The sequence below is a fragment of the Amycolatopsis sp. NPDC043885 genome, from assembly GCF_056435685.1.
In genome coordinates, this window is the sequence record NZ_JBWKEA010000002.1 from 464,051 (window position 1) to 489,345 (window position 25,295).

Consider the following 25,295-nt stretch of genomic DNA (forward strand, 5'->3'; position numbering starts at 1 on the left):
TTTCGGTGTTGGCGACCGCTAGGTCGGCCGGAAGCCGTTGTCCGTTGCGGAGAAATCCCGGTGTTCAGAAGCCTGCCGTCGGTGCTTCACGCAGCAGGGAGCAATGTGCGCGCGAAAGCCACCGACGAGGCCCCCGCGACCTCGAGTGCTTCGGTGTTACGCAGCGAACGGCTCAACACGAACGCTCCTTCGAGACTGTTCACCAAAGCGATCGTGAGGCGCCGCGCGGATTCGGGGGCGAGGCCGTACTTGCCCAGCTTCTCGGAGCCGGTCTCGATCCACGCCGTGAACACGTCGGCGGTCGCGATCCGCAGCTTCTCGTTGGTGCTGGCGACCTCCAGCGCGACCGTGGCGATGGGGCACGCGTCGGCGTAGTCGGTCGCTTTCAGCGTCTCGGCGGCGCTGGCGAAGCACGCCTCGATACCGTGGAGCAGGTCCGGCTCGTCGGCGAAGAAGATCTCGAACAACGCGAGGTACATCATCCCCGAGGTGCGGATGACCTCCTCGCCGAGCTGTTCCTTGCCGCCGGGGAAGAAGTGGTACAGCGAGCCGAACGGCGCGTTCGCCGCCTCGACGATCTGCTTCACCCCGGTGCCGGTGTACCCGTTGCGCCGGAGCAGCTCGGCGCCGGCGTTCACGATGCGTTCCCGCGTTCCAGTCACTCTTCCATGATAGAGCGTTCTATCAAACGCGTCCGTGGATCTAGCCGCCCCTTGAACCTTGGTTCACCCTCCGGCGCTACCTGCGGTCGATGTCCGCGTGGTGTGCCCGGCCCTAGCGTCGTGAGCCGTTGGGAATCCAAGGAAGAAGGGGGAAATACATGAAGCGGCTCTTGGCAGCCGGGATGCTCCCGGTGATCGTGGGCGGGCTCCTCGCCGGAGCCACACCGGCTTCGGCGGGCGTCCCGGCCCACTACGCCGAGCAGAAGCTGGCGTGGCATCCCTGCGCCGAATCCGACCTGATCTCGTTGCCGCCGGGCACCGACATCAGCGGGCTCGAATGCGCGACGTTCCGTACTCCCCGTGACTGGGATCGGGCGGGGGAGCGGCAGGATCTGACCATCGCGATCAGCAGGCTGAAGTCCACCGGGCCGTCGACGGCGTCGCTGCTCACCAACCCGGGCGGGCCGGGCGGTGCCGGCCGCTGGCAGCCGACGATGTTCCGCGGGCAGGAGAAACTGCGCGAGCACCAGGACATCATCGGTATCGACGTGCGCGGGACCGGCAAGAGCACCAACGTCACCTGCCGGGGAGCGGTCGACGGCATCCGGAAGCTGGATCCGCGCGACCGGGATCCGCGCAATCTGGACCAGATCCTGGCGAACGCCGAGTACGCGGCCAAGTCCTGCCAGAGCGCCGGCGGCGAACTCGGGCCGCTGATCACCACCTACCAGACGATCAGGGACTTCGACCTGCTCCGGGCCCTCCTCGGCCGGGAGAAGATCAACTGGGTGGGGTACTCGGGCGGCACCTGGCTGGGAGCGCACTACGCCCAGCAGTTCCCGCAGCGGACCGGGCGGTTCGTGCTGGACTCCTCGACGGAGTTCACCACCGACTGGCAGAAGACGTTCGACCGGCAGCCGGTCGGTTTCGAACGGCGCTGGAGGCAGGACTTTTTGCCGTGGATGGCGCGGTACGACGCCAAGTACCACTTCGGCACCAGCGGTGAGGAGGTCCGGCAGACCTACGAGCGGGCCCGCTACGCCTTGTCCCGCAACCCGATGGACGGGACCGGGCCGATGGAACTCGACACCGCGATCATCTACATGCTCTACAAGAAGGCGACCTTCCCGGCGCTGGCCGATCTGCTGGTCAAGGTCCGGGACGCGATGGAGAACCAGCAGGCCAAGCCCGAGGCCAAGGCCGCCGTCGAGGCCGCGGGTGACCACTCCGACGCGGCGGACGCCACCTTCTGGAACACCGTCTGCGGCGAAGGGCGCTTCACCGGCACCCGCGAGTCGCTGATCCGCGCTTCACAGCGGAACCTCGACCGCGGTCTGCTCCTGGCGGGCGGCGGCACGTTGAACGCCTCGGTCTGCCTGTTCTGGGACAAGGAACCGCGCCCGCTGCCGAAGCTGGACGGCAAAGGGGTCCCGCCGGTGCTGATCGTCCACTCCGAGCACGACCCGGCTACGACGATCGAGGGCGCCCGGAAGGCGCACGCGGGGTTCGCCAACTCGCGCATGCTGACCGTGACCGGTGAGGGCGACCACGGGCTCTACGCGGACGGGAACCCCGCCGTGGACAAGATCGTGAACGCCTTCCTGGTCGACGGGGTCGTCCCCGCCGACCAGAGCGTCCCCGGTATGCCGCTGCCGGTGCCTTAGAAGGCGGCGAGGGTGTGCCAGGCGAGACCGGCGTCTTCGGCGTCGTCGCGGAGGACCACACCCTCGATCAAGCCGTACGGACGGTCGGCGGCGTAGAAGACCTCGTTGTCGTTCTTCAGTCCGAACGGTGACAGATCCACCAGGAAGTGGTGCTTGTTCGGCAGTGAGAGCCGGACTTCGGCGACCTCTTCGCGTTCGTTGAGCACAGCCTCTCCCATGGCGTACAGCGTCTGCTGCAGGGAGAGGCTGTGCTTGTCCGCGAAGGTCTCCAGCAGGATCCGCCGGATCTCGGCGTGGCTCGTGGCCCAGTCGATCCCGTCGCCCTGGTAGCGCCAGCGCGCGGTCACGGCGGTCGCGAGGATCCGGTCGTTCGTCTCGGCCAGTGTCGTGTACTTGTCGCGAGGGAAGCCGTGGAACTCCGAGCCGGTCGACTTGAGCACCACGAGATCGTCCAAACCGGACACCACCCAGGCCTGGTCACCCTGCACGGTCACGGCGGTCGTCCGCTTCTCGCCGCCCGCCTGCGAGAACGCGTGGTCGTGGCCCGAGATGCGGTTCCAGCCGTGTTCGTCGATCAGGATCCGGGAGCCGGTGATGTGCTCGAACGAGCCGACGAAATGGCGCCCGAGCCGCAGCGCGAAGTCCTCGATCTCGCCGACCGGGGCTTCCTTGGCGAAGGCGTAGACGGTGTTCTTCTGGGTGTCGGTCGCGACGACGTCGGCGTTGTCACCGGTGAGGTGCGTCGCCGCGAGGTCGCCACGAAGCGACGTCGAAACGGTGAGGTCCTTGAGGTGATGGACGGTGCCTTCGCGCTGGACGGTGACGAGCCGGACTTCGGCCTTGCCGTACTGGTTGGGGCCCAGGGTGATGGCCACGGCGATCAGCTCCCTCGATAGGTGGAATAGGCGAACGGGCTCAGCAGCAACGGCACGTGGTGGTGCTCGGTCCCGTCGGCGATGCGGAAGGTCAAGGTGACTTCGGGGAAGAAGGAGTCGGGGCCGAGGTAGGCGCCGGTGTCGAAGACCAGCCGGTAGACCCCGGGTTCCAAGGTGTCCGGGCCGAGGCCGCGGATCCGGCCGTCGGTGTCGGTCCGGCCTTCGGCGACGGGTTCGCCCGCGCCGGTTTCGAGCCTGACCCCGACGCCGGCCGCCGGCCGTCCCGCGGCGGTGTCGAGGATGTGCGTGGTCACGAGGCTCATGCCGTCATCGCCTTCTCCAGCCGCAACGCGGCGATCCTGGCCAGCTCTTGACCGGCCACTTCGAGTTCCTTCTCGGGGTCGTTCGAGAGCCTCGAACGCAGGTTTTCCAGCAGTTCGGCGCCGCTCCGGCCGCTCGCGCAGACCAGGAAGACGTGCCCGAACGTCGCTTCGTACTCGGCGTTGGCCGCAGCGAATTCGCGCGCCGCGTCACCGTCCACACCGGACTGTTCCGAGCGGGACCAGCCCGCTTCGGTGCTTTTCCCTTCCGCTTTCTCCCCGATCCGGGGATGGGCGGCCATGGCGCGCCGGATCTCTTCGGGACGCAACGGGGTGAGCGCCTCGGACGCGGCGAGCAGCGCGGCGAGATCGGCGTACGGGCGCCTGGCCAGCAGGGTCTCCACCCAGCGCGGGACGTCGAGACAGGCGGTCAGCGCCGGCCGGACGTCCTGTGCGGGGGCCTCGTTGAACTCTCGGATGGTGAGCGGCACGGGAACTGACGGTACGGCGACGATTCCGCCGTCGTCAACATTTTGTTGAAACAGCTCTTCAGTCTTGGTCGCGGTTGAGGTAGTTGTAGACCGTGAACCTCGTGACCCCCAGCGCCTCGGCGACGGTCGACACCGACTTGCGGAGGCCGAACGCGCCGCGTTCCTTGAGCAGCCGTACCGCGCGCTGCTTGGCGGCGCGGTCGAGGGTGTCGAGTTTGCCGCCGAGTTCGCGTTCGACGTCGCCGATGAGGCGGGCGAGGGCACTGTGCAGTTCGACGGCGGGTTCGCCCGCGTCGTCGCCGACCTGGCGGAGCTGGAGGGTCACGCGGGTGGCGCCGCCGTCCAGTGCCGCCCTGGCGATGGCGGGAAGCGCGTCGAGGAGAGTGTCGGCGTCGCCGCGGACGAGGGTGCCGAGCGGGCCGAAGTCGGCGGACAGGCCCGCGTCCTCCGCGGTGTCGCGGGCTTTGACGGCGTGTTCGGGTGGCGGACCTTCGCCGTGGAACGGTTCGCTGGTGAACTCGGCTTCTAACTGCACGAAGCGAAGGTAACGCCGTCCGGGCTCGTTGACGAGCAGGGTGGCCGGAGTTAATGTCGGAGTGCGAAACCTCGATTCCGCTCAGTGGAAGTTGGAGGCTTGTGGATGGACTTGGTGATCAAAGCCGCCCGGGCCGTGACGGCCGCCGGAGAGGTACCCGCGACCATCGGTGTCGACGGCGGCCGCATCGTCGCGGTGGAGCCCGCCGGAGCCGATCTGGGCGGCGATCGGCTGCTCGAACTCGGTGAGGACGTCGTCCTGCTGCCGGGCCTGGTGGACACGCACGTGCACGTCAACGACCCCGGTCGCACGGAGTGGGAGGGTTTCGCTTCGGCGACCCGCGCGGCCGCGGCAGGCGGGGTCACCACGATCGTGGACATGCCGCTGAACAGCCTCCCGCCGACGGTCGACGTCGCGTCGCTGGAGGTGAAACGCGAGACCGCCGAGGGACGGGTGCACGTCGACGTCGGATTCTGGGGCGGGGCGATTCCCGGCAACCTCGCGGACCTGCGCGGCCTTCACGAGGCCGGAGTGTTCGGTTTCAAGTCGTTCCTGCTGCATTCCGGTGTCGACGAGTTCCCGCCGCTGGACGCGCGCGGGCTCGAAGAGGCGATGACCGAACTGCGGACCTTCGACGGCATGATCATCGTGCACGCGGAGGACTCCGACGCGATCGATCACGCGCCCGACCCGCACGGCGAGAAGTACGAAGACTTCCTGCACTCGCGGCCGCGCGGCGCGGAGAACGTGGCGATCGCGCAGGTCATCGAGCTGGCCAGGAAGACCGGCGTCCGCGCGCACATCCTGCATCTGTCCTCTTCGGACGCGTTGCCGATGGTCGAGAGCGCGCGGCGCGACGGCGTTCGGCTGACCGCCGAGACCTGCCCGCACTACCTGAGCTTCACCGCCGAGGAGATCGGCGACGGCGCCACGCAGTTCAAATGCTGCCCGCCGATCCGCGAGGCCGGGAACCGCGAGCTGCTGTGGAAAGGCCTCGCGGACGGGGTCATCGACTGTGTGGTGACCGATCATTCGCCGTGCACCCCCGAGCTGAAACGTTTCGACAGCGGCGATTTCGGGCTCGCGTGGGGTGGGATCGCCGGCCTGCAACTCGGCCTGCCCGCTGTCTGGACCCAGGCACGACAGCGCGGGTTCGCCCTCACCGACGTCGTCCGCTGGATGGCCGAACATCCGGCCGCGCAGGCGGGGATGCGGCGCAAGGGGCATCTCGCGCCGGGTTACGACGCCGACTTCAGCGTGTTCGCGCCCGACGAGGCCTTCGTCGTCGACGTCGCGAAATTGAAGCACCGCAACCCGGTCAGCGCCTACCACGGACGGCCGCTGGCCGGTGTCGTCCGGAGCACGTGGTTGCGGGGCGAGGAGATCACCGGTGAAGACCCGGCAGGCGTTCTGCTGACCCGGGGTGACTGCTGAGATGGAGGATGCCGTGAACGACCGTCCTGAGTGGACAGCCCTGCCCGATCTGGCCTCGCGCAAGTTCGGCGGGACCGTGATGTGGGCGACGGACGAGTTGTTCGCCGAGAAGGAGAACCTGGTCAACCCCTGGGTCCCCGCGCATCAGACGGAGACCTTCGGCCCCAAGGGCCAGGTCTACGACGGCTGGGAGACCCGGCGGCACCGCGAGCCCGGTGACGACCAGGCCGTCGTCCGGCTCGGCCTGGCCGGCGCGATCACCGGTGTCATCGTCGACACCGCGTTCTTCAAGGGGAACTACCCGCCGTTCGTCTCGGTCGAGGCGTGCGCCGCCGACGGCTATCCCAACGCCGCCGAACTGGCCGAAGCGGACTGGGACGTGCTGGTGAAACGCGGCGCGGCGGCGGGGCACACGGAGAACTCCTTCGAGGTCGGCGGGAGCAAGCGCTACACGCACGTCCGGCTGACCATGCACCCGGACGGCGGCGTGGCCCGGCTGCGGGTGCACGGCACGCCGATCCCCGATCCGCGGCTGCTCGACCTCGGCGCGCTCGATCTCGCCGCGCTGGAGAACGGCGCGGTGGTCACCGGCTGCAGCAACATGTTCTATTCCTCGCCCAACAACCTCTTCTCGCCAGGGCTCGCCGCGCATCAGGCCGAGGGCTGGGAGACCGCGCGGCGCCGGGACGGCGGGAACGACTGGGTCACGGTGCGCCTCGCCGGCGCGGGCATCGTCCGGTTCGCCGAACTGGACAACAGCAACCTCAAGGGCAACGCGCCGGGCTGGGCGTCGCTGAGCGGCCGGGACGGCGACGGCGAATGGGTCGAACTGCTGCCGAAGACCCGCTTGCAGCCCGATACACGGCACCGCTTCGCCCTCGCCGAGGGGCCCGAGGTGACCGAAGTCCGTCTCGACATCTATCCCGACGGCGGGATGGCGCGCCTACGGCTCTTCGGGGCGCTTTCGGAGCGCGGCCGCGCGGATCTCGCTTCGCGTTTCGAGGCCGCTCAGGGCTGAGCGCCGGGCCGGTTCAGATACGCGGAGAACAACGAGAGGACGGTGCCGATCGAGAAGATCGCGGTGAGCCACCAAGCGCCGCCGATGGACAGGTTCCACACCAGGGCACCCACCATCAGCACCGCCATGACGATGTTCCTGATCTGCAGCGGCGTCGGTTTGGCCATGCCGCCACCCTCTCACGGGCGGCGGTCGCGCTGGTCAGGGGGCGGACCGGCGACGGGAGCTGATCACACCGGTGTCGAATCCGGCGAGGTGGAGCCCGCCCGCGAACCGGGCGTGCTCGATCTTGACGCAGCGGTTCATCACCACGTCCAGGCCGGCCTCCTTCGCGCGGTCGGCGACGGGCTCGTGCCACAGGCCCAATTGCAGCCAGAGCGTGCGCGCTCCTGCCTTGACGACCTCCTCGGCGACGCCGGGGAGGTCGTCGTGCTTGCGGAAGACGCTGACCAGGTCGACCTCGCCGGGCACATCGGCCAGTGACGGGTACACCGGGCGCCCGAGGAGCTCGTCCAGCCTCGGGTTCACGAAGTTGACTTCGTACTTGCTGGTAGCTCGGCCGCGCCGGGTTGTTCGAGGCGCCGACGATGGTCACCGACCTCGTCCGCGAAAGGATGCGGCGGCGTTCGACCGCGCCGACGTCGTAGGTCATCCCGCCACCGCCTTGCCGAGTGCCTGATCGAGATCCCACAGGATGTCGTCGACGTCCTCCAGCCCGACCGACAGGCGGATCAGATCCGCTCCCACCCCCGCCACGCGCAACTGGTCTTCGGAGAGCTGCTGGTGGGTGGTGGACGCCGGATGGATGACCAGGGTCCGCGCGTCCCCGACGTTCGCCAGATGCGACAGCAGCTCGACGGAGTTCACGAAGGTTTCCCCGGCCGCGCGCCCGCCGTCGACGCCGAAGGACAACACGGCGCCCGGCCCGGCGGGCAAGTACTTCTTCGCGCGGTCGGGCGTCCATCCGTTGCGGCAGGGTCTCGACCCCCTGCAGCAGGAGGAAGGCCGAATGCGGGGAGAGGACCGCGCCGATGTCGCGCAACTGCTCGGCGCGGAGCCGGGTGCAGAAGGCGTACTCGCCGAAGTTCTCCCAGTACTTCAGTCCGCCGTAGCTCTCGACGACCTCGGTCATCCGCGGGAACTTCCCGTTGCCCCAGTCGAACTTCCCGGACTCGACGACCACGCCGCCCAACGTGGTCCCGTGCCCGACACCAACACCGAGCCAAAACCAGCCACTACCAGCGACGACACCCAGAGCACGAACTACAGCTGGAGTATTGGAACCCGAATCGCCACTCACGACCAACCCGACCGATCGCCAGGCGAACTCGCCTTGTCGCGCAAGGAAATCGCGCACTAGCCGAGCGCGGCGCGCAGCCGCCGGTCCCGTTCCTCCGGGGTCTGCCGGGGGCAACTGGTGCACTTCGGGTTGCCCGCTTCGTAGATCAGGCAACAGGAAGCACGGCGCACCACGGTGTTCCGCCCGATCCGGGAGAATCGCGGCTCCGGCATCCCGAGCCCGATCGCGGCCACGAGCGGTGCCGCCAGCTCGATCGCTCGCGCGGTGTCGCCGGTCCACAGCAGGCGGTTGCCGATCGAATCCGTCGCGATCGCGCCCAGCGCGCGCGGATTCGCCCCCGTGACGGCCGAAATGGTGCCGATCGCCGTGCTCAGCGTCCCGGCGAACGCGGCGCCGAGTTCGGCCAGCCCACCGTCGAGGAGCCGTGCCGACCGGGCGCCGGTGAAACGGCCGTCCGGGACGAGGTCGATCGTGACGGCGTCGAGTGACGGGTCCAGCGGCTCACCACGTACGAGCGACTCGACAGAGGGCGCGACGAGGACGGAGGACAGCGAGTACCACCAGATCGTGCCGAGCACTTCGGGTCGCGAGCAGCCGTAGAGTTTCGCGGCCCCGCCGATGCGGGCGCTGACCCAGGTTGCGTCGGCGAGCAGCGTCGCGGATGCCTCCATCAGGGCACCGGCCGGTACAGCGTGACGCTGAACGAGGTGGTGACGTCCACCGGCGCGGTGATCGCGTCGAGGCGTTCACGGCGGCCGTCGCGGTGCAGGTGGTGTGCGCTCGGCCCCATTTCGACCACCTGGCGGATCAGGGCGGGCCCCAGCGTCACCCGCTGGGTGACCTCGTGCCGGTCCACCCGGGTGAAGCGTTCGCCGAGGGTGTCCTCCAGCCGCGCGTCCTTGCCGCCGTCGACGGAGATCACCAGGTCGCCCAGTTCCCGGAGGTGTCCCGGTTTCGGTGTCGCGACGACCAGCAGCCCGTCCGCGGTCAAGACGCGGTGGAACTGCGGGGCGTTGCGGGGCGCGAAGACGTTGAGGATGAGTGACGCGCTCGAGTCGGCCACCGGCCAGGGTTCCCACAGATTCCACACGGCCGCGCCCGCGCGCGCGTGTGCGCGCGCGGCCCGGCGCAGGGCGACGGCGGAGACGTCGAGCGCCAGTCCGTACGCGGCGGGGACGGCGTCGAGCACGTGCGCGAGGTAGTACCCCGTGCCCGCGCCGGCGTCGATGACCATCCCGTCCTCGACGTGGTCCGCGGCCACCTTCGCGAGGGCGTCGGCGAGAGGCAGATAAGCACCGGAAGAAAGGAGGTCGACGCGGGCCGCGACCATCGGCGCGGTGTCCGCCGTGCCCGCCGGGATGCGCGCGTGCAGAAGATTGACGTAACCCTGCTTCGCTACGTCGAACGAGTGGCCTCTCCCGCAACGCACCGTGCGATCGGTTACCCCGACCGGGTCACCGCAGACCGAACACCGCAGCGACCGGACGATCTCCGGTGGCAGTGGGTCATGGCCGGATACACGTGCGTTCATGGACCTATTCGACCATGAGGTTTCGCAACCGGACAGAACGCACCAGGTCTCCGGAAACCTGGACGTAACAACGCCGCACCGACAGTTCACGCGGGTGAAACCTGAATCGCCGCCCGAGGAAACACCGCGGTCCAAAGATTCCTGCGCAGTACACCCCAGGCACGGGAGGAAGATTGTGCTGAACGCAGGAGACACCGCATGGGTGTTGATCAGCGCCGCGCTGGTCATGCTCATGACACCGGGATTGGCGTTCTTCTACGGCGGCATGGTCCGCGCGAAGAGCGTCCTGAACATGTTGATGATGAACTTCATCGCGCTCGCCGTAGTCGGTGTCCTCTGGACGCTGTACGGCTTCACGATGGCGTTCGGCAACGATATCGGCGGAGGATTGCTCGGTAACTTCGACTTCGCCGGTCTCTCGAACATCTCCGGCAAACTCGCCGGGTTCGCGACCGCCGCCACCGACACCGCGCCCGAGGTCGCCTGGCCCGGTGCGGACGCGCTGCCGTTGTTCGCCTTCGTGATGTTCCAGCTGATGTTCGCGATCATCACGCCCGCGCTGATCTCCGGTGCCATCGCCGACCGCGCCAAGTTCTGGGGCTGGACGCTGTTCGTCGCGGTGTGGGTGACCGTCGTGTACTTCCCGGTCGCGCACTGGGTGTTCTCGTTCAACGGCTTCATCAGCGCCGATTCGGTCGGCGGCTGGATCGCCAACCAGCTCAAGGCGCTCGACTTCGCGGGCGGTACCGCGGTCCACATCAACGCCGGTGCGGCGGGACTGGCGCTCGCGATCGTGCTCGGCAAGCGCAAGGGCTGGCCGAAGGGCACCGGACGTCCGCACAACGTCCCGTTCGTGCTGCTGGGTGCCGCGCTCCTGTGGTTCGGCTGGTACGGCTTCAACGCCGGTTCGTCGCTGGCCGCCAACGACCTCGCCGCCGTCGCGTTCACCAACACCACCGTCGCGACCGCCGCCGCCATCCTCGGCTGGCTGATCATCGAGCAGATCAAGGTCGGCAAGCCGACCACCCTCGGCGCCGCCTCCGGTGCCGTCGCGGGTCTCGTCGCGATCACCCCGGCGGCCGGTTTCGTCAGCCCGCTGGGTGCCATCGCCATCGGCCTCATCGCCGGTGCCCTGTGCGCGCTGGCGATCAGCCTCAAGTTCCGCTTCGGATTCGACGACTCCCTCGACGTCGTCGGTGTCCACCTCGTGGGTGGTCTCGTCGGCACGCTGCTCATCGGTTTCTTCGGCACCACCAGCGTCAACTCGCTCGGCGTCGACGGCCTGTTCTACGGCGGCGGCCTCGGCCAGCTGGGCAAGCAGGCGCTCGCGGCGGCCGTCGTCCTCGGCTACTCGTTCGTGCTCACCTTCGTCATCGGCTGGGTGATCAAGAAGCTCGGCGGGTTCCGCGTCAGCGCGGAGGACGAGGTCAGTGGTATCGATGAAGCCCAGCACGCGGAGAGCGCGTACGACTTCACCGGATCGGGCGGCGGCCTCGGCCAGCCGAGCTCCATCCCGGTCAAGTCGTCCACCGGAAACGCGGCCACGAAACTCGAGGAGAGCAAGGCATGAAGCTGATCACCGCGATCGTGAAGCCGTTCACGCTCGACGACGTCCGCTCCGCGCTGGAGCAGCTGGGCGTGCTCGGCATGACGGTCAGCGAGGTGCAGGGCTACGGCAGGCAGAAGGGCCACACCGAGGTCTACCGGGGTGCCGAGTACTCCGTGGACTTCGTGGCGAAGCTGCGGGTCGAGGTCGTCACCGACGATTCCAACGTCGAGAAGGTGCTCGACGCGATCACCACGGCCGCCCACACCGGCAAGATCGGTGACGGCAAGATCTGGGTGACGCCGGTGGAGACGGTCATCCGGGTACGCACCGGCGAGCGCGGCTCGGACGCCCTATAGGCGTCACGGATGGCCGACGGGGGTGAACTGGTCAAGGCCACCGAGCGGTTGCTCGAGGGCAGGCACGGGAGGCTGGGGGCGACCGCGTTGCGGGCGGCCCTGGTCGACCTCTACGAATTCTGGTTGGGCAAGGGCGCTGCGGCGGCCGGCGTCGACACCGCTGAACCCGGTGTCGCGCTGGCCGCCGTCGGCGGCCTGGGGCGCAGCGAGCTGGTGCCCTTCTCCGATCTCGATCTTTTGTTGCTGCACAACGGGAACTCGCGGGTCGGCGAGATCGCCGACGCGATCTGGTACCCGTTGTGGGACGCCAAGATCGGTCTCGATCACTCGGTGCGCACTCCGGGTGAGGCGCTGAAGGTGGCGTCCGAGGACCTGCGGACCGCGGTGGGGCTGCTCGACATCCGCCACATCTCCGGGGACGCCGAGATCACCGCCAGGCTGGCGGCCGCGGCACGGGACCAGTGGCGGCGGACCGCGAGGAAACGGATGGGCGAGCTGGCTGACGCGGTGCGTCAGCGCTGGGCCCGCAGTGGCGAGATCGCGCAGTCCGCCGAGCCGGATCTCAAGCACGGCAGGGGTGGGCTTCGCGACTTCGCCGTCTTGGAAGCGCTGGCGGCGGCACAGCTGACGGCGAGACCCGGCGAGGAACTACTGGCCGCGAAGAGCCTGCTGCTCGACGTCCGGACGGAACTGCGCCGGGAACTGCGCCGTGAGCGGGACATCCTCAGCGCGCCGGAGGCCGAGACGGTCGCGGGCGAGCTCGGGTTCGGCGACCGGTTCACCTTGGCGCGCAAGATTTCCGGTGTCGGCAGGACGATCGCGTACGCGGTGGACGTCGCGCTCCGGTCCACTGTGGAACCGCCAAGGGCGCGGTTCGGGCGGCGGCCGGTGCGGACGCCGCTCGACGAGGGTGTCGTCCTGCACGGGAACGAAGTCGCGCTGGCGCGGGACGCGGTGCCCGCCAAGGATCCGGCCCTGCTGCTGCGGGTCGCCGCGGCGTCGGCCCGGATCCGGAAGCCCATCGCGCACGGGACCCTGCGGGCCCTCGCCGAAACCGCGCCGGAACTGCGCGCACCGTGGCCCGCCGACGCCCTCAAAGCGCTGGTGGAATTGCTCGGCGCGGGCGAGGGACTCGTCGACGCCGTGGAGGCGCTGGACCGCACCGGCCTGTGGGCGCGCCTGTTCCCCGAATGGGGGGCGGTGCGGGATCTCCCGCCGAGATCGCCGGTGCACTCCTGGACCGTCGACAGGCATCTCGTGCGTGCCGCGGTCGAGGCGTCGAAACTGACGACCACCGTTTCGCGGCCGGATCTGCTGCTGATCGGCGCGCTGCTGCACGACATCGGCAAGGGCCGCGACGCGGACCACTCCGAACTCGGCGCGAAGATCAGCGCCCAGGTCGCGGCCCGGCTCGGGCTGACGGACGCCGATTCGGCGCTGGTCGCGGCGATGGTCCGGCATCACCTGCTGCTGCCGCACACCGCGACGCGGCGGGACATCAGCGATCCCGCGACGATCCAGCGGGTGACGAAGACGCTCGACGAGAACCTCGTCCTGCTGGAACTGCTGCACGCCCTGACGACGGCCGATTCGCTGGCCACCGGGCCTGGCGTGTGGACCGACTGGAAGGCACGCCTGCTCGCCGAACTCGTCTCCGGTTGCGAAGAAGCCTTGCACGGAAAGGGTTTCGTGCCGCCGGAGCCGATGGGTGCCGAACAGCGGGAGCTCGTCGCCGAAGCCGTCGCGTCCGGCCGTGGCGAGGTGCGCATCACCGCCGCCGGCAAGGTCGTGACCGTGGTGCTGGCGGTCCCGGCCCGCGCGGAACTGCTGGCTCCCGCGGCCGGGGTGCTCGCGCTGAACTCGCTCGAAGTCCACGCGGCGGTGCTGCGCGGGCACGACGGGGGACGGGCCGGCGTGTTCACGGCGTCGCCGAAGTTCGGCTCGCTGCCCGACGTCACCCTGCTGCGTGAGCAGTTCGCGCGGGCGGTGGCCGGGACGCTGCCGCTCACCCAGCGGCTCGCGGCCAAGGAACGGGACTACGGCGGAGGGGAGACGCCGGCGGCAGAAGCGAAGGTGATCTGGTTCGACGACGAGACCAGCGGGCACGACACGGTCGTGGTCGAACTACGGGCCGCGAACCGGATCGGGCTGCTGTACCGGGTCGCGGGCGCGCTGCGCCGGTGCGAGGCCGAGGTGCGCTGGGCGAAGGTGGCCACGCTCGGTGGCGCCGTCGTCGACTCGTTCGCCGTCGCGCCGCGGGCGGGCCGCGTCGACCAGGAGTGGCGGTCGAAGATCGAAGCCGCGCTGCTGGCCGCCGCTTCCTGACCCCCGCTGATCGTTTGAACCCACGGCCGCCGGGTAGGCCAGTGGCATGCCGGACCCCACCTTGCTCGCCTTGGGGTCCGCGTTGTCCTACGGGGTGGTCGACTTCGCGGGCGGCCTGCTCGCGCGGAAGGCGGCCCCCGTCGCCGTCGCGTTCGCGGGGCAGGCGGCGGGTTTCGTCTTCATGCTCGGCGCGGCTTCCCTGCTGACGCCGGAAGCTCCGTCCCTCCCGGACCTCGGCTGGGGTGCGGCGTCCGGGGTGGGCACGGGCATCGGCATGGTCTTCCTGTTCCGGGCGATGGCCAGTGGCGCGTTGAGCATCGTGGTACCGCTCAGCGCGGTGGGGAGCGTGACACTGCCGGTGATCGCCGGTGTGGCGTTACTCGGCGAACGCCCCTCGGCGCCGGCCTGGTCCGGAACCGGACTGGCGATCTGCGCGCTGTGGGCGGTGTCGCGTTCCGGCCACGGCGAGGAGCCGGGGACGACGCCCGCCGCTCGCGTCGCGCTCATCGCGAGCGTGGGTTTCGCCGTCCAATACCTCGCCCTCGCGCAGGCGGCGCCGCAAGCCGGTCTCTGGCCGTTGGTGGCGAGCAGGCTCGCCGCGACGCTGACGGTCGTGCCCATGGCACTGCCCTCGGGGAGCGGCCTGTGCCTTCCTCCACGCCTGGCGGCACTTTCCGCGCTGAACGGGTGTTTCGCCGCGTTGTCGCTGATGCTCTACCTGTTCGCCACCCGGGAGGGACTGACCACGATCGCCGTCGTCCTCGCGTCGTTCTACCCGGTCGTTCCGGTGGTGCTCGGCGTCGTGGCGTTGCGTGAGCGGCCGTCACGGATCCAGGCGGCCGGTCTCGCCGGAGCGGCGGCCGCGGTGGTTCTGCTCGGCGTCGGCTGACCTCGATCGGGGTGTCGTGCGAATCGCGGAGGGTAGCGGTGGCAGGATGTGCGCGGTCGAGACCCGAAGGAGCCGGAGGGGCGGTGAGCACGTGCTCGACCACGAGCAGGACTCGCCCGGACCGCAGCGGATCACGCTTCCGCCGACGGTCGTGGCCTCCCATCTCCGTGCGTGCGCGGACGACCTCGCCGTCTCCCTCACCGCGTCCGGTACCGCCGCGACCGTGCCCGAACTGCTCAAAGTGGTCCGGCACCTCGTCGCGGGGCAGCAGGCCCTCGCCATCGCGCTCGAAGGCATGGCCGGCCGGGTCGAAGGGGGAGGGGAAGGCGCGTTGGCCACCGCCCCGATGATCGACGTCGAGGTCGTCGCCGAAGTGCTCCGTGCGGCGGCCACCGCTGTCGACTGTTCGGCCGAGGCACTCGCCGAATCCCGACCGTCCTTCGAATGTGTGAGCGAATCGGTCGCCCCTGACACCCGTTTGTAGCTGTCCCGCTCCTTCGGCGCGTGGATACGCTGACCAGCGGAGGTGGGCCATGCGTGCGGTGTGGAAAGGCACGATCGGATTCGGGACCTACGCCATCCCGGTGAAGGCGTACAGCGCGACCGAGGAGCACAACGTCCCCCTCCACCAGGTGCACGAGCCCGACGGTGGCCGGGTGCGGGTGAAGTGGGTCTGCGAGGTCGACGGCGCCGAGGTGCCCGCGGCCGAGATCGCCAAGGGATACCCCGTCCCCAACGGTGACGTCGTCCTGCTGACCGCCGGGGATTTCGCGTCGCTGCTCCCGCCGACCACCCAGTCGATGGATGTCGTCGCCTTCACCCCCGCCGAGCAGGTCGACCCGATGTACTTCGCGCGCAGCTATTACCTCGAACCGGAACCGGCCGGCACCAAGCCGTACGTGTTGTTGAGCGAGGCGCTGCAGCAGTCCGGGCGGATCGCGATCGTGAAGGTGACCCTGCGGCAGCGCGAAACACTGGGCGCGCTGCGCGTGCGGGACCAGGTGATCCTGCTCGAGACGATGCTGTGGCCCGACGAGATCCGGCGGCCCGACTTCCCGTTCCTGCACGAGGACGTCGACCTGCGGCGCGGTGAACTGCGGAACGCGGTCTCGCTGATCGAGGACCTCACGCGGGATTTCGATCCTGGCCGGTACACCGATCACTACCGCGAAGCGCTCGAAGCGCTCATCCAGGCCAAGCTGGACGGCGACGACGTCCTCCAGCCGACCGCCGCCGAACAGGCCGAAGGCGTGACGCGGCTGCTGGCGGCATTGCAGCAGGGCCCGGTCGAGAAAGCCAAGGAAGCGGCGGGCAAGGCACGCCAGGCGCGGACGCGGGCGAAGCGGGCTTCGTCGTCGGCCAAGACCAGTTGAGTAGATCTACTCAGGGGGAGTTGGGGGTCTTCACGCTGCCGTGACCCCAGGGTGACCGGGCAAGGTTATGCCATCGCGCGGAGAGAGCGCGGGCAGCGAATCGCCTGGTACTGGGGGTCCGGCGATACCGAGTCCCGCGAAGCTCGCCAAGTGTGCTTACGGTCGGCTCGCGGGGAGGCGAGCCTTCCGTAGGGGCTCCGGTACCGGTCTGCGAGGGGCGATCGGTCCCGGAGCCCTGTTTTGCGCTAGAAAGGCGAGTGTGGTGAATCCCTGGGGCGATTGTCAGATCGATGAGTGTGCTGCTGTCCGCTTCGGCGACTTCGATCGTTGCCTTGCTCATCTGGAACCAGGCGATCTGGATACAGCTCTGGCTGGACTCAAGCCTGGCGACGACGTCGATCTGCGCGCGACCGTGCTGTCGAAGGAACTGGTCGGTCGCTTGCTGCGCGCCGTGCGAAACGCAGATGCACGACCGAGCTTCGGCCGTGCCGATTTCACTCTCGCTCGCTTTCCCGATAAGCGCACGCATTTCAAGGACGCCGTCTTCGATTCGGTCACCTTCAATGACGTGATCTTCAGTGACCACGTCAGCTTCGAGGGAACCGACTTCGGACAGTTTTGTTCCTTCGTGGGAGCACGTTTCTCCGCGAACACGAGCTTTGCGCAGGCCCGGTTCGGCGAACTTCTCGTTCGCCATGCGAAGTTCGGCCCGGTTCAATTTCGAGATGTGGTTTTCGACGGCCCAGCTCTCTTCGCCGAGGAAACAGAATTCGCCGGCCCGGCCAATTTTGCGGGCGCCACTTTCGCCGGGCCGGTCGAGTTTCGGCGGACGAAGTTCGCCGGTGGCGCCTGGTTCGCCGAGGCGAGATTCCATATTGATCCGGGTTTCGACACCGTGCGTTTCGAGGGAGATTCCAGCTTTGCGGGGGCGGAGTTCGAGCGAACGGAACGAATCGGACCTCTGCTGGCTCGCGACTTGAGCTTCTCGCACGCCGTTTTCCAGAGGCGGGTGATTGTCGAAGTGGTGGCCACCACGTTGAACTGTGCCGAGGCCACTTTTCACGAAGGGAGCACCCTGGCGCTGCGCGGTGGCGAGATCGATCTCGAGCGGGCGGTGTTCGGCAAGCCTTCAACAGTCAGTGCCGCCGACCGGCCGTTCTTTGAGGATGAGCCGTCTGCGGCGATGCTCAAGCCGAGCCTGTTGTCGATCCGCGGCGTCGATGTCGCGGATCTCGTGCTCACCGACATCGACCTCGCGAGCTGTCTTTTCGCCGGCGCGCACCATCTGGACAAGCTCCGTATCGAAGGCGACTGCGAGTTCGGCACCTTTCGGCGGCGGCAGGCCCTCGCCGAGGAACGCGCCTGGTGACGGAAGAGTCCCGAGGCCATCGGCCCGCGCCGCATCGCCGACCTCTACCGCCAGCTCCGCAAGGCACAGGAAGACGGCAAGAACGAACCCGGTGCCGCCGACTTCTACTACGGCGAGATGGAGATGCGCCGCCACAGCCGGGCGACCCCGTGGTCCGAGCGCGTCATCCTCCATCTCTACTGGCTCGTCTCCGGCTACGGCCTTCGTGCCCTCAGAGCCCTCGCGACCCTGGCGGTCCTCATAGCCGTCGTGAGCACGAGCATCTGGCTGGGCGGCTTCAAGACCACGCCCGCCTTCGGTGACACGTTGATCTACGTCGCCCAAAGCACCGTTTCGCTGGAAACGAAACTGGCGTCGCTGCCGAAGGACCTGACGCCGCTCGGAGAGGTCTTGCGGCTGGTCACGCGCGTCCTCGGGCCGCTGCTGCTCGGCCTGGCCCTGCTGGCCGTGCGCAACCGCGTCAAACGCTGACCTCCGACACCGACTACCCTGGGAAGCCGCCGGTTGGTACCGGCGAGCCACAACGACCCAGCTGGAGCGTGCACACCCGTGTTCGACACCCTCTCCGATCGGCTCACGTCCGCCCTGCAGACGCTGTCTCGCAAGGGCAGGCTCTCCGACGCCGACATCGACGCCACCGCGCGCGAGATCCGTATCGCGCTGCTCGAGGCGGATGTCGCGCTGTCTGTGGTCAAGGACTTCATCGCCCGGATCAAGGAGCGCGCCAAGGGCGCCGAGGTGCACGGCGCGCTGAACCCGGCGCAGCAGGTCATCAAGATCGTCAACGAGGAACTCGTCACCATCCTCGGCGGCGAGACCAGGCGGCTCACGTTCGCGAAGAACCCGCCGACGGTCATCATGCTCGCGGGTCTGCAGGGTGCCGGTAAGACGACGCTCGCTGGCAAGCTCGCGATGTGGCTGAAGAAGCAGGGTCACGCGCCGATGCTGGTCGCGTGTGACCTCCAGCGTCCCAACGCGGTCACGCAGCTGCAGGTCGTCGGCGAGCGGGCCGGGGTCGCGGTCTTCGCGCCCGAGCCCGGGAACGGCGTCGGCGACCCGGTCGACGTCGCCCGCCGCGCCATCGACGAGGCCAAGCGCGCCCAGCACGACATCGTCCTGGTCGACACCGCCGGCCGTCTCGGCGTCGACGAAGAGCTGATGAAGCAGGCCGCGGACATCCGCGACGCCGTTTCGCCGGACGAGACGCTGTTCGTCGTCGACGCGATGATCGGTCAGGACGCGGTCACCACGGCCGAGGCGTTCCGCGACGGCGTCGGCTTCACCGGTGTCGTGCTCACTAAGCTCGACGGTGACGCCCGCGGTGGTGCCGCGCTGTCCGTCCGCCAGGTCACCGGCCAGCCGATCCTGTTCGCCTCCAACGGTGAGAAGCTCGAGGACTTCGACCTCTTCCACCCGGACCGGATGGCCAGCCGCATCCTCGGCATGGGCGACGTGCTCAGCCTCATCGAACAGGCCGAGCAGCACTTCGACCAGGAGAAGGCCGAGCAGACGGCGGCCAAACTCGGCAGCGGCCAGCTCACCCTCGAAGACTTCCTCGAGCAGATGCTCGCGGTCCGCAAGATGGGCCCGATCGGCAACCTGCTCGGCATGCTGCCCGGCGCCGGGCAGATGAAGGACCAGCTCGCGCAGGTCGACGACAAGCAGCTCGACAAGCTGCAGGCGATCATCCGCGGCATGACCCCCGCCGAGCGGGCCGACCCGAAGATCATCAACGCCTCGCGCCGCGTCCGGATCTCGAAGGGCTCCGGTGTCGCCGTCCGCGACGTCAACGACCTGGTCAACCGGTTCTTCGAAGCGCGCAAGATGATGGCGCAGATGGCGGGCCGGTTCGGCTTCGGCGGCGGAGGCGGCGGCAGCAAGAACCGCAAGGGCAAGAAGGGGAAGAAGGGCAAGGGGCGCGGCCCGACGCAGCCCAAGGTCCGTGGCGGCTTCCCCGGCGGCATGCCGATGCTCCCCCCGGGCGGCGGTATGCCCGGTGGAATGCCCGACCTCTCGCAGCTCGGCGGCATGAACGACGTCCCAGGGTTCGACCCGAAGAAGTTCAAGCTGCCGAAGGACAAGTAGCCCCGTGGAAGCGCTGCACCTGGCCGGCGTCGTCCTGCCGGACGGCGAGCACCGCGAGCTGTGGGTCACCGGCGGCCGGATCACCACCGAACCGGTCGCCGGAGCGGAAACCGTGGTCCGGGAAGGCTTTCTGGTTCCCGGGCTGGTCGACGCGCATTGTCACCCCGGGATCGGCGTCGGCGGCGCGACCACGCTGGAAGAGGCCGCCGAACAGGCGATCACCGATCGCGACGCCGGGACGCTGCTGATCCGCGACTGCGGGCTGCCGATCGACGTCCGGCCGTTGCAGGAGCGGGCCGATCTGCCGCGGATCATCCGCGCCGGACGGCATCTCGCCCTGCGCAAGCTCTACATCCCCGGCCTGGGCATCGAACTCGAAGACCCTTCCGAACTGCCGAAGGCGGTCGCCGAACAAGCGCGTGACGGTGACGGCTGGGTCAAACTCGTCGGCGACTGGATCGACCGCGGTGTCGGCGATCTCGCGCCGCTCTGGCCCGACGACGTCCTCGCCGAGGCCATCGCCGCCGCGCACGCAGAGGGCGCCAAGGTGACGGCGCACGTGTTCGGCCAGGCCGCGTTGCCGGGCCTGATCGACGCGGGGATCGATTGCCTCGAACACGGCACTGAGCTTTCTACGGACCAGCTGGACGTCCTCGCCGAACGCGGGATCGCGCTCGTGCCGACTCTGATCAACATCGAGAATTTCCCGGGTATCGCGGACAAGGCAGGCAAATACCCGGTGTACGCCGACCACATGCGGGCACTGCACGCCGGCGTGGGGGAGATGGTCTCGACGGCGATCGAGGCGGGCGTCGCGGTGTACGCCGGAAGCGACGCGGGCGGCATGGTCGAGCACGGCAGGCTCGTCGACGAGATCGAGGCGCTGCACAAGGCGGGCATGTCCGCGGAGCAGGCGCTGGCTTCGGCTTCGTGGGCGGCCCGCGAATGGCTCGGCGTACCGGGAATCGTCGACGGCGCGTCGGCCGATCTGCTCGTCTACCCGTCCGATCCGCGCGAGGATCTCGCGGTGCTGCGGCATCCGAGCCACATCGTCCTGCGTGGCAAGATCTACGCCTGACCCGACTCCATCCGTGACCGGAGCGGCACTGGGCCGTGTCCTGTGAGTCTTGTCCGCGGTCTCCGTGCCGCCAGGAACCACCTGGATCACGAATCCCATCGAACAAGACTCACAGGACACGGCCTAGCGTGGAGGTGTGGTGGACGACGGGCAGGCTCGCGAGCGGTTGGTGCTCGGAGCGCACTGGGGCTTTGTAGCGTTCTTCGCGGGCATCGCCGGATACCACCTCGTCACGCTCGTCATGAGCTTCCTGATGTCAGGCCGCTTCGGCGGCTACGACCCGCTCGAACTCCGTGACGTCGGCCCGCTGCTGATCCTCGCGTTCCTGCCGACCCTCGTGCTCGGTCTCGGCCCGGCGGTCGGCTCACGCGTTTGGGGGCAGGGGCTCCGCACGGACTTCGGGCTCAAACCCACCTGGCGCGACGTCCGGATCGGGCTCGCTTGCGGGGCCGCCGCGCTCGCCGCCGGCTACCTCCTCAACCTGCTCCTGCTCGCCGTGTACGGGACCGACAGCGACGACAGGACCTTCTCCGACGTCTCGCCCGGCCCGATCACCGAGCTGTCGGGCACCACCGACGGCGACACGATCTGGCTGGTGCTGGCCGCGGTCATCGTCGTCCTCGCCGCTCCGGTCACCGAAGAACTGCTGTTCCGCGGCACGCTGTGGAACGCCATGGGCTTCCACCGCCTGCCCTCGTGGGTGATCCTGCTGGTCACCGCACTGGTGTTCGCCCAGTTGCACGGCGAGGCCGCGCGCACGATCGCGTTGTTCGGCCAGGGCATCGCCATCGGTCTCGCCCGCTACCTCTCCGGCAGGGTGAGCGCGTCCGTCATCGCGCACGCCGCCAACAACCTCCCACCGGCTGTATTGCTCTTCGCGGCGAGGTGATCGCCGGTCCAGGCGGTTAGAGTCTTTGAGTAACCGAACGATCACCGGAGGATCGGCGTGACCGTATCTCAGCCCAGGGAGCCGATCCCCGAGGCCGCGCCGCCGGATGAGCTCATTGCCGGAGGTGAGGTGGCCGCGCCCGACACGCCACCGCCGCATCGCTGGGGATTCGGGGCCTTCCTCCTGGTGGAAGCCGTCCTGCTGGCGTCGGCGGCGTTCATCAGCGTCCTGCTCGGCGACGTCCAGCCCGGTCAGCCCCTGCCGATGCGCATGGTGCTGCTGGGCACCATGCTGCCGACGATGATCGCCGCCGGGGTCGCGCTGCTGATCACCCGCCTGCGTGGCAACGGTCCGTTCACCGACCTGCGGATCGGCTGGAGCTGGGCCGACGTCAAGGTCGGGCTCAAGCTCGGTGTGCTCGGGCTCGGGTTCACCTCGCTCGCCGCCTACATCTGGACACAGGTCGTCGGCGACGAGAACGCGACCTCGGCGATCAGCGCGCTCGTTGAGGACCGGCGGATGTCGGTCTCGGCGGCCGTGGTCATGTTCATCTACCTGTGGCTGGTCGGGCCGATCTGCGAGGAGATCATCTACCGCGGCCTCTTGTGGGGCGCGGTGGAACGGTTGACGTGGCGCACCGAACGCTGGGGGAGGATCGCGGCGTTCCTGGTCTCCACGGCCGTTTTCGCGGCGAGCCACCTGGAACCGCTGCGCACTACGTTGCTGCTGGTGATCGCGATCCCGATCGGGCTGGCCAGGGTGTTCACCGGGCGGCTGCTCGGCAGCGTGGTCGCCCATCAGGTGAACAACTTCCTCCCGGCCGTGACGATCCTGCTGGCCTCGCTCGGGATAGCCGCGTTCTGACAGCCGATCAGCGTCTGGCAGAATGTACGCTTGCCTGCTTTGGCCGGACCCTCTCACCGCGCCCGAGCTCACCCTTCGGGTGTGCGCAGCCGTGTCCCCACTCGGCTGGCGTGCGCCTTCCACATGCATCAGAGAGAACTGAGGAGTACCCACACCCGTGGCCGTCAAGATCAAGCTGCAGCGTCTCGGCAAGATCCGTGCGCCGTACTACCGCATCATCGTCGCCGACGCGCGCACCCGCCGTGATGGCAAGGCCATCGAGACGATCGGCAAGTACCACCCCAAGGAAGAGCCGAGCTTCATCGAGGTCGACACCGAGCGGGCCCAGCACTGGCTGTCCGTCGGTGCCCAGCCGACCGAGCCGGTCCAGCGCATCCTCGAGATCACCGGTGACTGGCAGAAGTTCAAGGGCCTGCCGGGCGCCGAGGGCACCCTGAAGGTCGCCGAGCCGAAGCCGTCGAAGCAGGACCTGTTCAACGCCGCGCTCGCCGCCGCCGGTGACTCGGCCTCCGCCGAGGCCACCACGCCGAAGAAGAAGTCCGCTCCGAAGAAGGCCGAAGCCGACAAGGCCGAAGCCGCCGAGGGTGACAAGGCCGAGGCGTGAGCTTCCTCGCTGACTCCCTCGAGCACCTGGTGCGCGGGATCGTCGACAACCCGGACGAGGTCCGGGTCGAGCTGCTGACCACGCGTCGTGGCCGCACGCTCGAGGTGCACGTGCACCCCGACGATCTCGGCAAGGTGATCGGCCGGGGCGGTCGTACCGCGACCGCCCTGCGCACCGTCATGGGCGGCATCGGTGGCCGCGGCGTCCGCGTGGACGTCGTCGACACCGATCGCTGACCAAGGACACAACGGGATGGACGTCGTAGTCGGCCGGATCGCCAAGGCGCACGGAATCCGCGGGGAGCTCGCGGTGGACGTGCGCACGGACTCGCCGGAACAGCGGTTCGCGGTCGGTTCGGCCGTCACGACGAAGCTGCGTGACGGCAGCAGCAGAGACCTCACCATCGCAGCCGCCCGCGAGCACAGCGGGCGGCTGCTGGTGCGTTTCGAAGAGGTGCTGACCAGGGACGTCGCGGAGACCCTCCGCGGCGCGCTGCTGATCGCCGACACCTCGACGCTGCCGCCGACCGAAGACCCCGATGAGTTCTACGACCACGAACTCGAAGGCCTGCGGGCCGAACTCGCCGACGGCACGGTCGTCGGCAAGGTGCTCGAAATCGTGCACTCGCCCGCCGGTGAGCTGCTGTCGATCGAGCACGACGGACGCGAGGTGCTGGTGCCGTTCGTGAAGGCGATCGTCCCGGCGGTCGACGTCCCGGGCGGCCGCGTGGTCATCGACCCGCCGGAAGGCCTGCTGGACGCCTGATGCGCCTCGACGTGGTCACGATCTTCCCCGAATACCTCGATCCGCTCCGCGCCGCGCTGCTCGGGCGTGCGATCGACCGCGGCCTCATCGAGGTCGGCGTCCACGACCTGCGGGACTGGACGCACGACGTCCACCGCGCCGTCGACGACGCGCCGTACGGCGGCGGGCCCGGCATGGTGATGAAACCGCAGATCTGGGGCCCCGCCCTGGACGACGTCTGCGGCGAGAACACCCGCCTCGTGGTCCCGACCCCCGCCGGGCGGCCGTTCACCCAGGCCATGGCCCACCAGTACGCCGCCGAAGAGCACCTGGTGTTCGCGTGCGGCCGCTACGAGGGCATCGACCAGCGGGTGATCGACGACGCCGCGAGGCGGATGCCCGTCGACGAGGTCTCCATCGGCGACTACGTGCTGGTCGGCGGCGAGGCCGCGGTACTGGTGATGGTCGAGGCCGTCGTCCGGCTGCTGCCCGGAGTCCTCGGCAACGCCCGCTCCGCCGAGGAGGACTCGTTCTCCGACGGGCTGCTCGAAGGCCCCAGCTACACCCGGCCGGAGGTCTGGCGCGACCTGGCCGTACCGGACGTCCTGCGTTCGGGAAACCACGCGCTGATCGACCGCTGGCGCCGCGACCAGGCGCTGGAACGCACCGTGCGGCGCAGGCCCGAACTGATCGGGCAACTGCCGGAAGGTAGTCTCGACAAGCACGATCTCGCCGTCCTCGAGCGGTTGCACGAGGAGGGCGGCCAGGCCGGGTCAAACGCCTGAGACCTGGTCTGCAATACTTGACAGGTTGGCGTGAGTGGACGCGCGGCTTCGCAGCCGGCGCCGTACACCGGAACGCCATCAGCCCCCGGGTAGGTCGCAGTGCCCGACACTGCGCGCCCAAGCTGCACGTAAGCCATACGAAGACGAGGACGGACCACCGATGAACACCCTGGACGCGCTGGACGCGCAGTCACTGCGTTCCGACATCCCGGACTTCCGACCGGGCGACACGCTCAAGGTTCACGTCCGCGTCATCGAGGGCAACCGCGAGCGCAACCAGATCTTCCAGGGCGTCGTGCTGCGTCGCCAGGGCGGCGGCATCCGCGAGACCTTCACGGTCCGCAAGGTGTCGTTCGGCATCGGCGTGGAGCGCACCTTCCCGGTGCACTCGCCGAACATCGCCGAGGTCGAGGTCTTCAAGCGCGGTGACGTCCGCCGGGCGAAGCTGTACTACCTCCGCGAGCTGCGCGGCAAGGCCGCCAAGATCAAGGAACGCCGCGAAAACCGCGAGACGACCTCCGCCAAGTAGGTAGCCGCACGGTTACAGGTAACCTG

General features: G+C 68.9%; 28 protein-coding genes and 2 pseudogenes. 20 read left to right on the forward strand and 10 right to left on the reverse strand.

Annotated features, from left to right (window positions below):
* Positions 1 to 86: 86 nt before the first annotated feature.
* Positions 87 to 662 carry a TetR/AcrR family transcriptional regulator gene (locus AC069I_RS12010; RefSeq protein ID WP_478225612.1) on the reverse strand — a complete coding sequence of 192 codons (576 nt, stop codon included), beginning with the start codon at positions 660 to 662 and terminating at the stop codon, positions 87 to 89.
* Between the two features lie 158 nt (positions 663 to 820).
* On the opposite strand from AC069I_RS12010, the gene AC069I_RS12015 reads away from it, so the two are divergent.
* Entirely contained in the window at positions 821 to 2,326 is a 1,506-nt protein-coding gene (locus AC069I_RS12015; RefSeq protein WP_478231483.1) for an alpha/beta hydrolase, read from the forward strand.
* On the opposite strand, the gene pucL is transcribed toward AC069I_RS12015, so the two are convergent.
* The 4 genes from pucL to AC069I_RS12035 are packed head-to-tail and all read right to left on the reverse strand — an operon-like array spanning position 2,323 to position 4,547.
* Positions 2,323 to 3,201, reverse strand: a complete 879-nt coding sequence (pucL, locus tag AC069I_RS12020) for a factor-independent urate hydroxylase (RefSeq protein WP_478265412.1) — start codon at positions 3,199 to 3,201, stop codon at positions 2,323 to 2,325. The genes AC069I_RS12015 and pucL overlap by 4 nt on opposite strands.
* Before the next feature lie 5 nt (positions 3,202 to 3,206).
* Positions 3,207 to 3,524 carry a hydroxyisourate hydrolase gene (uraH, locus tag AC069I_RS12025; protein WP_478265413.1) on the reverse strand — a complete coding sequence of 106 codons (318 nt, stop codon included), beginning with the start codon at positions 3,522 to 3,524 and terminating at the stop codon, positions 3,207 to 3,209.
* Positions 3,521 to 4,012 (reverse strand): 2-oxo-4-hydroxy-4-carboxy-5-ureidoimidazoline decarboxylase, encoded by a 492-nt coding sequence (uraD, locus tag AC069I_RS12030; RefSeq protein WP_478265414.1) that lies wholly within the window; start codon positions 4,010 to 4,012, stop codon positions 3,521 to 3,523. Before uraD ends, uraH begins: the two co-directional genes overlap by 4 nt.
* A gap of 58 nt (positions 4,013 to 4,070) precedes the next feature.
* Positions 4,071 to 4,547, reverse strand: a complete 477-nt coding sequence (locus AC069I_RS12035) for a helix-turn-helix domain-containing protein (RefSeq protein ID WP_395882521.1) — start codon at positions 4,545 to 4,547, stop codon at positions 4,071 to 4,073.
* 105 nt (positions 4,548 to 4,652) lie between these two features.
* On the opposite strand from AC069I_RS12035, the gene allB reads away from it, so the two are divergent.
* A complete protein-coding gene (gene allB, locus AC069I_RS12040; protein WP_478225607.1) occupies positions 4,653 to 5,981 on the forward strand; it encodes an allantoinase AllB in 1,329 nt (442 codons plus the stop codon).
* Between the two features lies 1 nt (position 5,982).
* Positions 5,983 to 6,999: an allantoicase gene (gene alc, locus AC069I_RS12045; RefSeq protein ID WP_478265415.1), complete on the forward strand. Its 1,017-nt coding sequence runs from the start codon at positions 5,983 to 5,985 to the stop codon at positions 6,997 to 6,999.
* Here alc and AC069I_RS12050 read toward each other — a convergent pair.
* From AC069I_RS12050 to AC069I_RS12070, 5 genes and pseudogenes are all read right to left on the reverse strand, one after another.
* Positions 6,990 to 7,166, reverse strand: a complete 177-nt coding sequence (locus tag AC069I_RS12050; RefSeq protein WP_340687324.1) for a hypothetical protein — start codon at positions 7,164 to 7,166, stop codon at positions 6,990 to 6,992. The two genes, alc and AC069I_RS12050, sit on opposite strands and share 10 nt — an antisense overlap.
* Positions 7,167 to 7,200: 34 nt before the next feature.
* Positions 7,201 to 7,651: pseudogene (locus AC069I_RS12055) on the reverse strand (CoA-binding protein).
* Positions 7,648 to 8,290, reverse strand: a pseudogene (locus AC069I_RS12060) (PLP-dependent transferase); the annotation flags it as partial. The pseudogenes AC069I_RS12060 and AC069I_RS12055, both read right to left, overlap by 4 nt.
* A 65-nt stretch (positions 8,291 to 8,355) precedes the next feature.
* Positions 8,356 to 8,970, reverse strand: a complete 615-nt coding sequence (locus AC069I_RS12065) for a (2Fe-2S)-binding protein (protein ID WP_478231478.1) — start codon at positions 8,968 to 8,970, stop codon at positions 8,356 to 8,358.
* Positions 8,970 to 9,830: a putative RNA methyltransferase gene (locus AC069I_RS12070; RefSeq protein WP_478265416.1), complete on the reverse strand. Its 861-nt coding sequence runs from the start codon at positions 9,828 to 9,830 to the stop codon at positions 8,970 to 8,972. The genes AC069I_RS12065 and AC069I_RS12070 overlap by 1 nt, the downstream gene beginning before the upstream one ends.
* 175 nt (positions 9,831 to 10,005) lie before the next feature.
* Here AC069I_RS12070 and AC069I_RS12075 point away from each other — a divergent pair, with 175 nt between their 5' ends.
* The 17 genes from AC069I_RS12075 to rplS all read left to right on the forward strand — a co-directional run bounded on the left by AC069I_RS12075 (position 10,006) and on the right by rplS (position 25,269).
* Positions 10,006 to 11,400: an ammonium transporter gene (locus AC069I_RS12075; protein ID WP_478225603.1), complete on the forward strand. Its 1,395-nt coding sequence runs from the start codon at positions 10,006 to 10,008 to the stop codon at positions 11,398 to 11,400.
* Positions 11,397 to 11,735, forward strand: a complete 339-nt coding sequence (locus AC069I_RS12080; RefSeq protein WP_020630602.1) for a P-II family nitrogen regulator — start codon at positions 11,397 to 11,399, stop codon at positions 11,733 to 11,735. The genes AC069I_RS12075 and AC069I_RS12080 overlap by 4 nt, the downstream gene beginning before the upstream one ends.
* A gap of 9 nt (positions 11,736 to 11,744) precedes the next feature.
* Complete coding sequence (locus AC069I_RS12085; RefSeq protein WP_478265417.1) at positions 11,745 to 14,060, forward strand: [protein-PII] uridylyltransferase; 2,316 nt, start codon at positions 11,745 to 11,747, stop codon at positions 14,058 to 14,060.
* 46 nt (positions 14,061 to 14,106) lie between these two features.
* Positions 14,107 to 14,949, forward strand: a complete 843-nt coding sequence (locus AC069I_RS12090; RefSeq protein ID WP_478225601.1) for an EamA family transporter — start codon at positions 14,107 to 14,109, stop codon at positions 14,947 to 14,949.
* Positions 14,950 to 15,040: 91 nt separating this feature from the next.
* Positions 15,041 to 15,433 (forward strand): hypothetical protein, encoded by a 393-nt coding sequence (locus tag AC069I_RS12095; RefSeq protein ID WP_478225600.1) that lies wholly within the window; start codon positions 15,041 to 15,043, stop codon positions 15,431 to 15,433.
* Between the two features lie 49 nt (positions 15,434 to 15,482).
* Positions 15,483 to 16,322, forward strand: a complete 840-nt coding sequence (gene ku / locus AC069I_RS12100; RefSeq protein ID WP_478265418.1) for a non-homologous end joining protein Ku — start codon at positions 15,483 to 15,485, stop codon at positions 16,320 to 16,322.
* A gap of 259 nt (positions 16,323 to 16,581) precedes the next feature.
* Entirely contained in the window at positions 16,582 to 17,691 is a 1,110-nt protein-coding gene (locus AC069I_RS12105; RefSeq protein WP_478265419.1) for a pentapeptide repeat-containing protein, read from the forward strand.
* A gap of 117 nt (positions 17,692 to 17,808) precedes the next feature.
* Positions 17,809 to 18,162: a hypothetical protein gene (locus AC069I_RS12110; protein WP_478265420.1), complete on the forward strand. Its 354-nt coding sequence runs from the start codon at positions 17,809 to 17,811 to the stop codon at positions 18,160 to 18,162.
* Between the two features lie 78 nt (positions 18,163 to 18,240).
* Positions 18,241 to 19,776, forward strand: a complete 1,536-nt coding sequence (gene ffh / locus AC069I_RS12115) for a signal recognition particle protein (protein ID WP_007032900.1) — start codon at positions 18,241 to 18,243, stop codon at positions 19,774 to 19,776.
* Positions 19,777 to 19,780: 4 nt separating this feature from the next.
* On the forward strand, positions 19,781 to 20,854 hold the full coding sequence (locus AC069I_RS12120; RefSeq protein WP_478265421.1) for an amidohydrolase family protein: 1,074 nt from the start codon (positions 19,781 to 19,783) through the stop codon (positions 20,852 to 20,854).
* A gap of 139 nt (positions 20,855 to 20,993) precedes the next feature.
* Positions 20,994 to 21,743, forward strand: coding sequence for a CPBP family intramembrane glutamic endopeptidase (locus AC069I_RS12125; protein WP_350579133.1), 750 nt, complete (start codon positions 20,994 to 20,996; stop codon positions 21,741 to 21,743).
* 57 nt (positions 21,744 to 21,800) lie between these two features.
* Positions 21,801 to 22,607 (forward strand): lysostaphin resistance A-like protein, encoded by an 807-nt coding sequence (locus AC069I_RS12130; protein WP_478225596.1) that lies wholly within the window; start codon positions 21,801 to 21,803, stop codon positions 22,605 to 22,607.
* Positions 22,608 to 22,764: 157 nt separating this feature from the next.
* Positions 22,765 to 23,211: a 30S ribosomal protein S16 gene (gene rpsP, locus AC069I_RS12135; RefSeq protein WP_005154724.1), complete on the forward strand. Its 447-nt coding sequence runs from the start codon at positions 22,765 to 22,767 to the stop codon at positions 23,209 to 23,211.
* Positions 23,208 to 23,447 (forward strand): RNA-binding protein, encoded by a 240-nt coding sequence (locus AC069I_RS12140; protein WP_003103110.1) that lies wholly within the window; start codon positions 23,208 to 23,210, stop codon positions 23,445 to 23,447. The genes rpsP and AC069I_RS12140 overlap by 4 nt, the downstream gene beginning before the upstream one ends.
* Positions 23,448 to 23,463: 16 nt before the next feature.
* On the forward strand, positions 23,464 to 23,976 hold the full coding sequence (gene rimM / locus AC069I_RS12145) for a ribosome maturation factor RimM (RefSeq protein ID WP_340687343.1): 513 nt from the start codon (positions 23,464 to 23,466) through the stop codon (positions 23,974 to 23,976).
* Positions 23,976 to 24,740 carry a tRNA (guanosine(37)-N1)-methyltransferase TrmD gene (gene trmD / locus AC069I_RS12150; RefSeq protein ID WP_478265422.1) on the forward strand — a complete coding sequence of 255 codons (765 nt, stop codon included), beginning with the start codon at positions 23,976 to 23,978 and terminating at the stop codon, positions 24,738 to 24,740. The genes rimM and trmD overlap by 1 nt, the downstream gene beginning before the upstream one ends.
* A 160-nt stretch (positions 24,741 to 24,900) precedes the next feature.
* Positions 24,901 to 25,269: a 50S ribosomal protein L19 gene (gene rplS / locus AC069I_RS12155; protein ID WP_005154717.1), complete on the forward strand. Its 369-nt coding sequence runs from the start codon at positions 24,901 to 24,903 to the stop codon at positions 25,267 to 25,269.
* Positions 25,270 to 25,295: the final 26 nt, after the last annotated feature.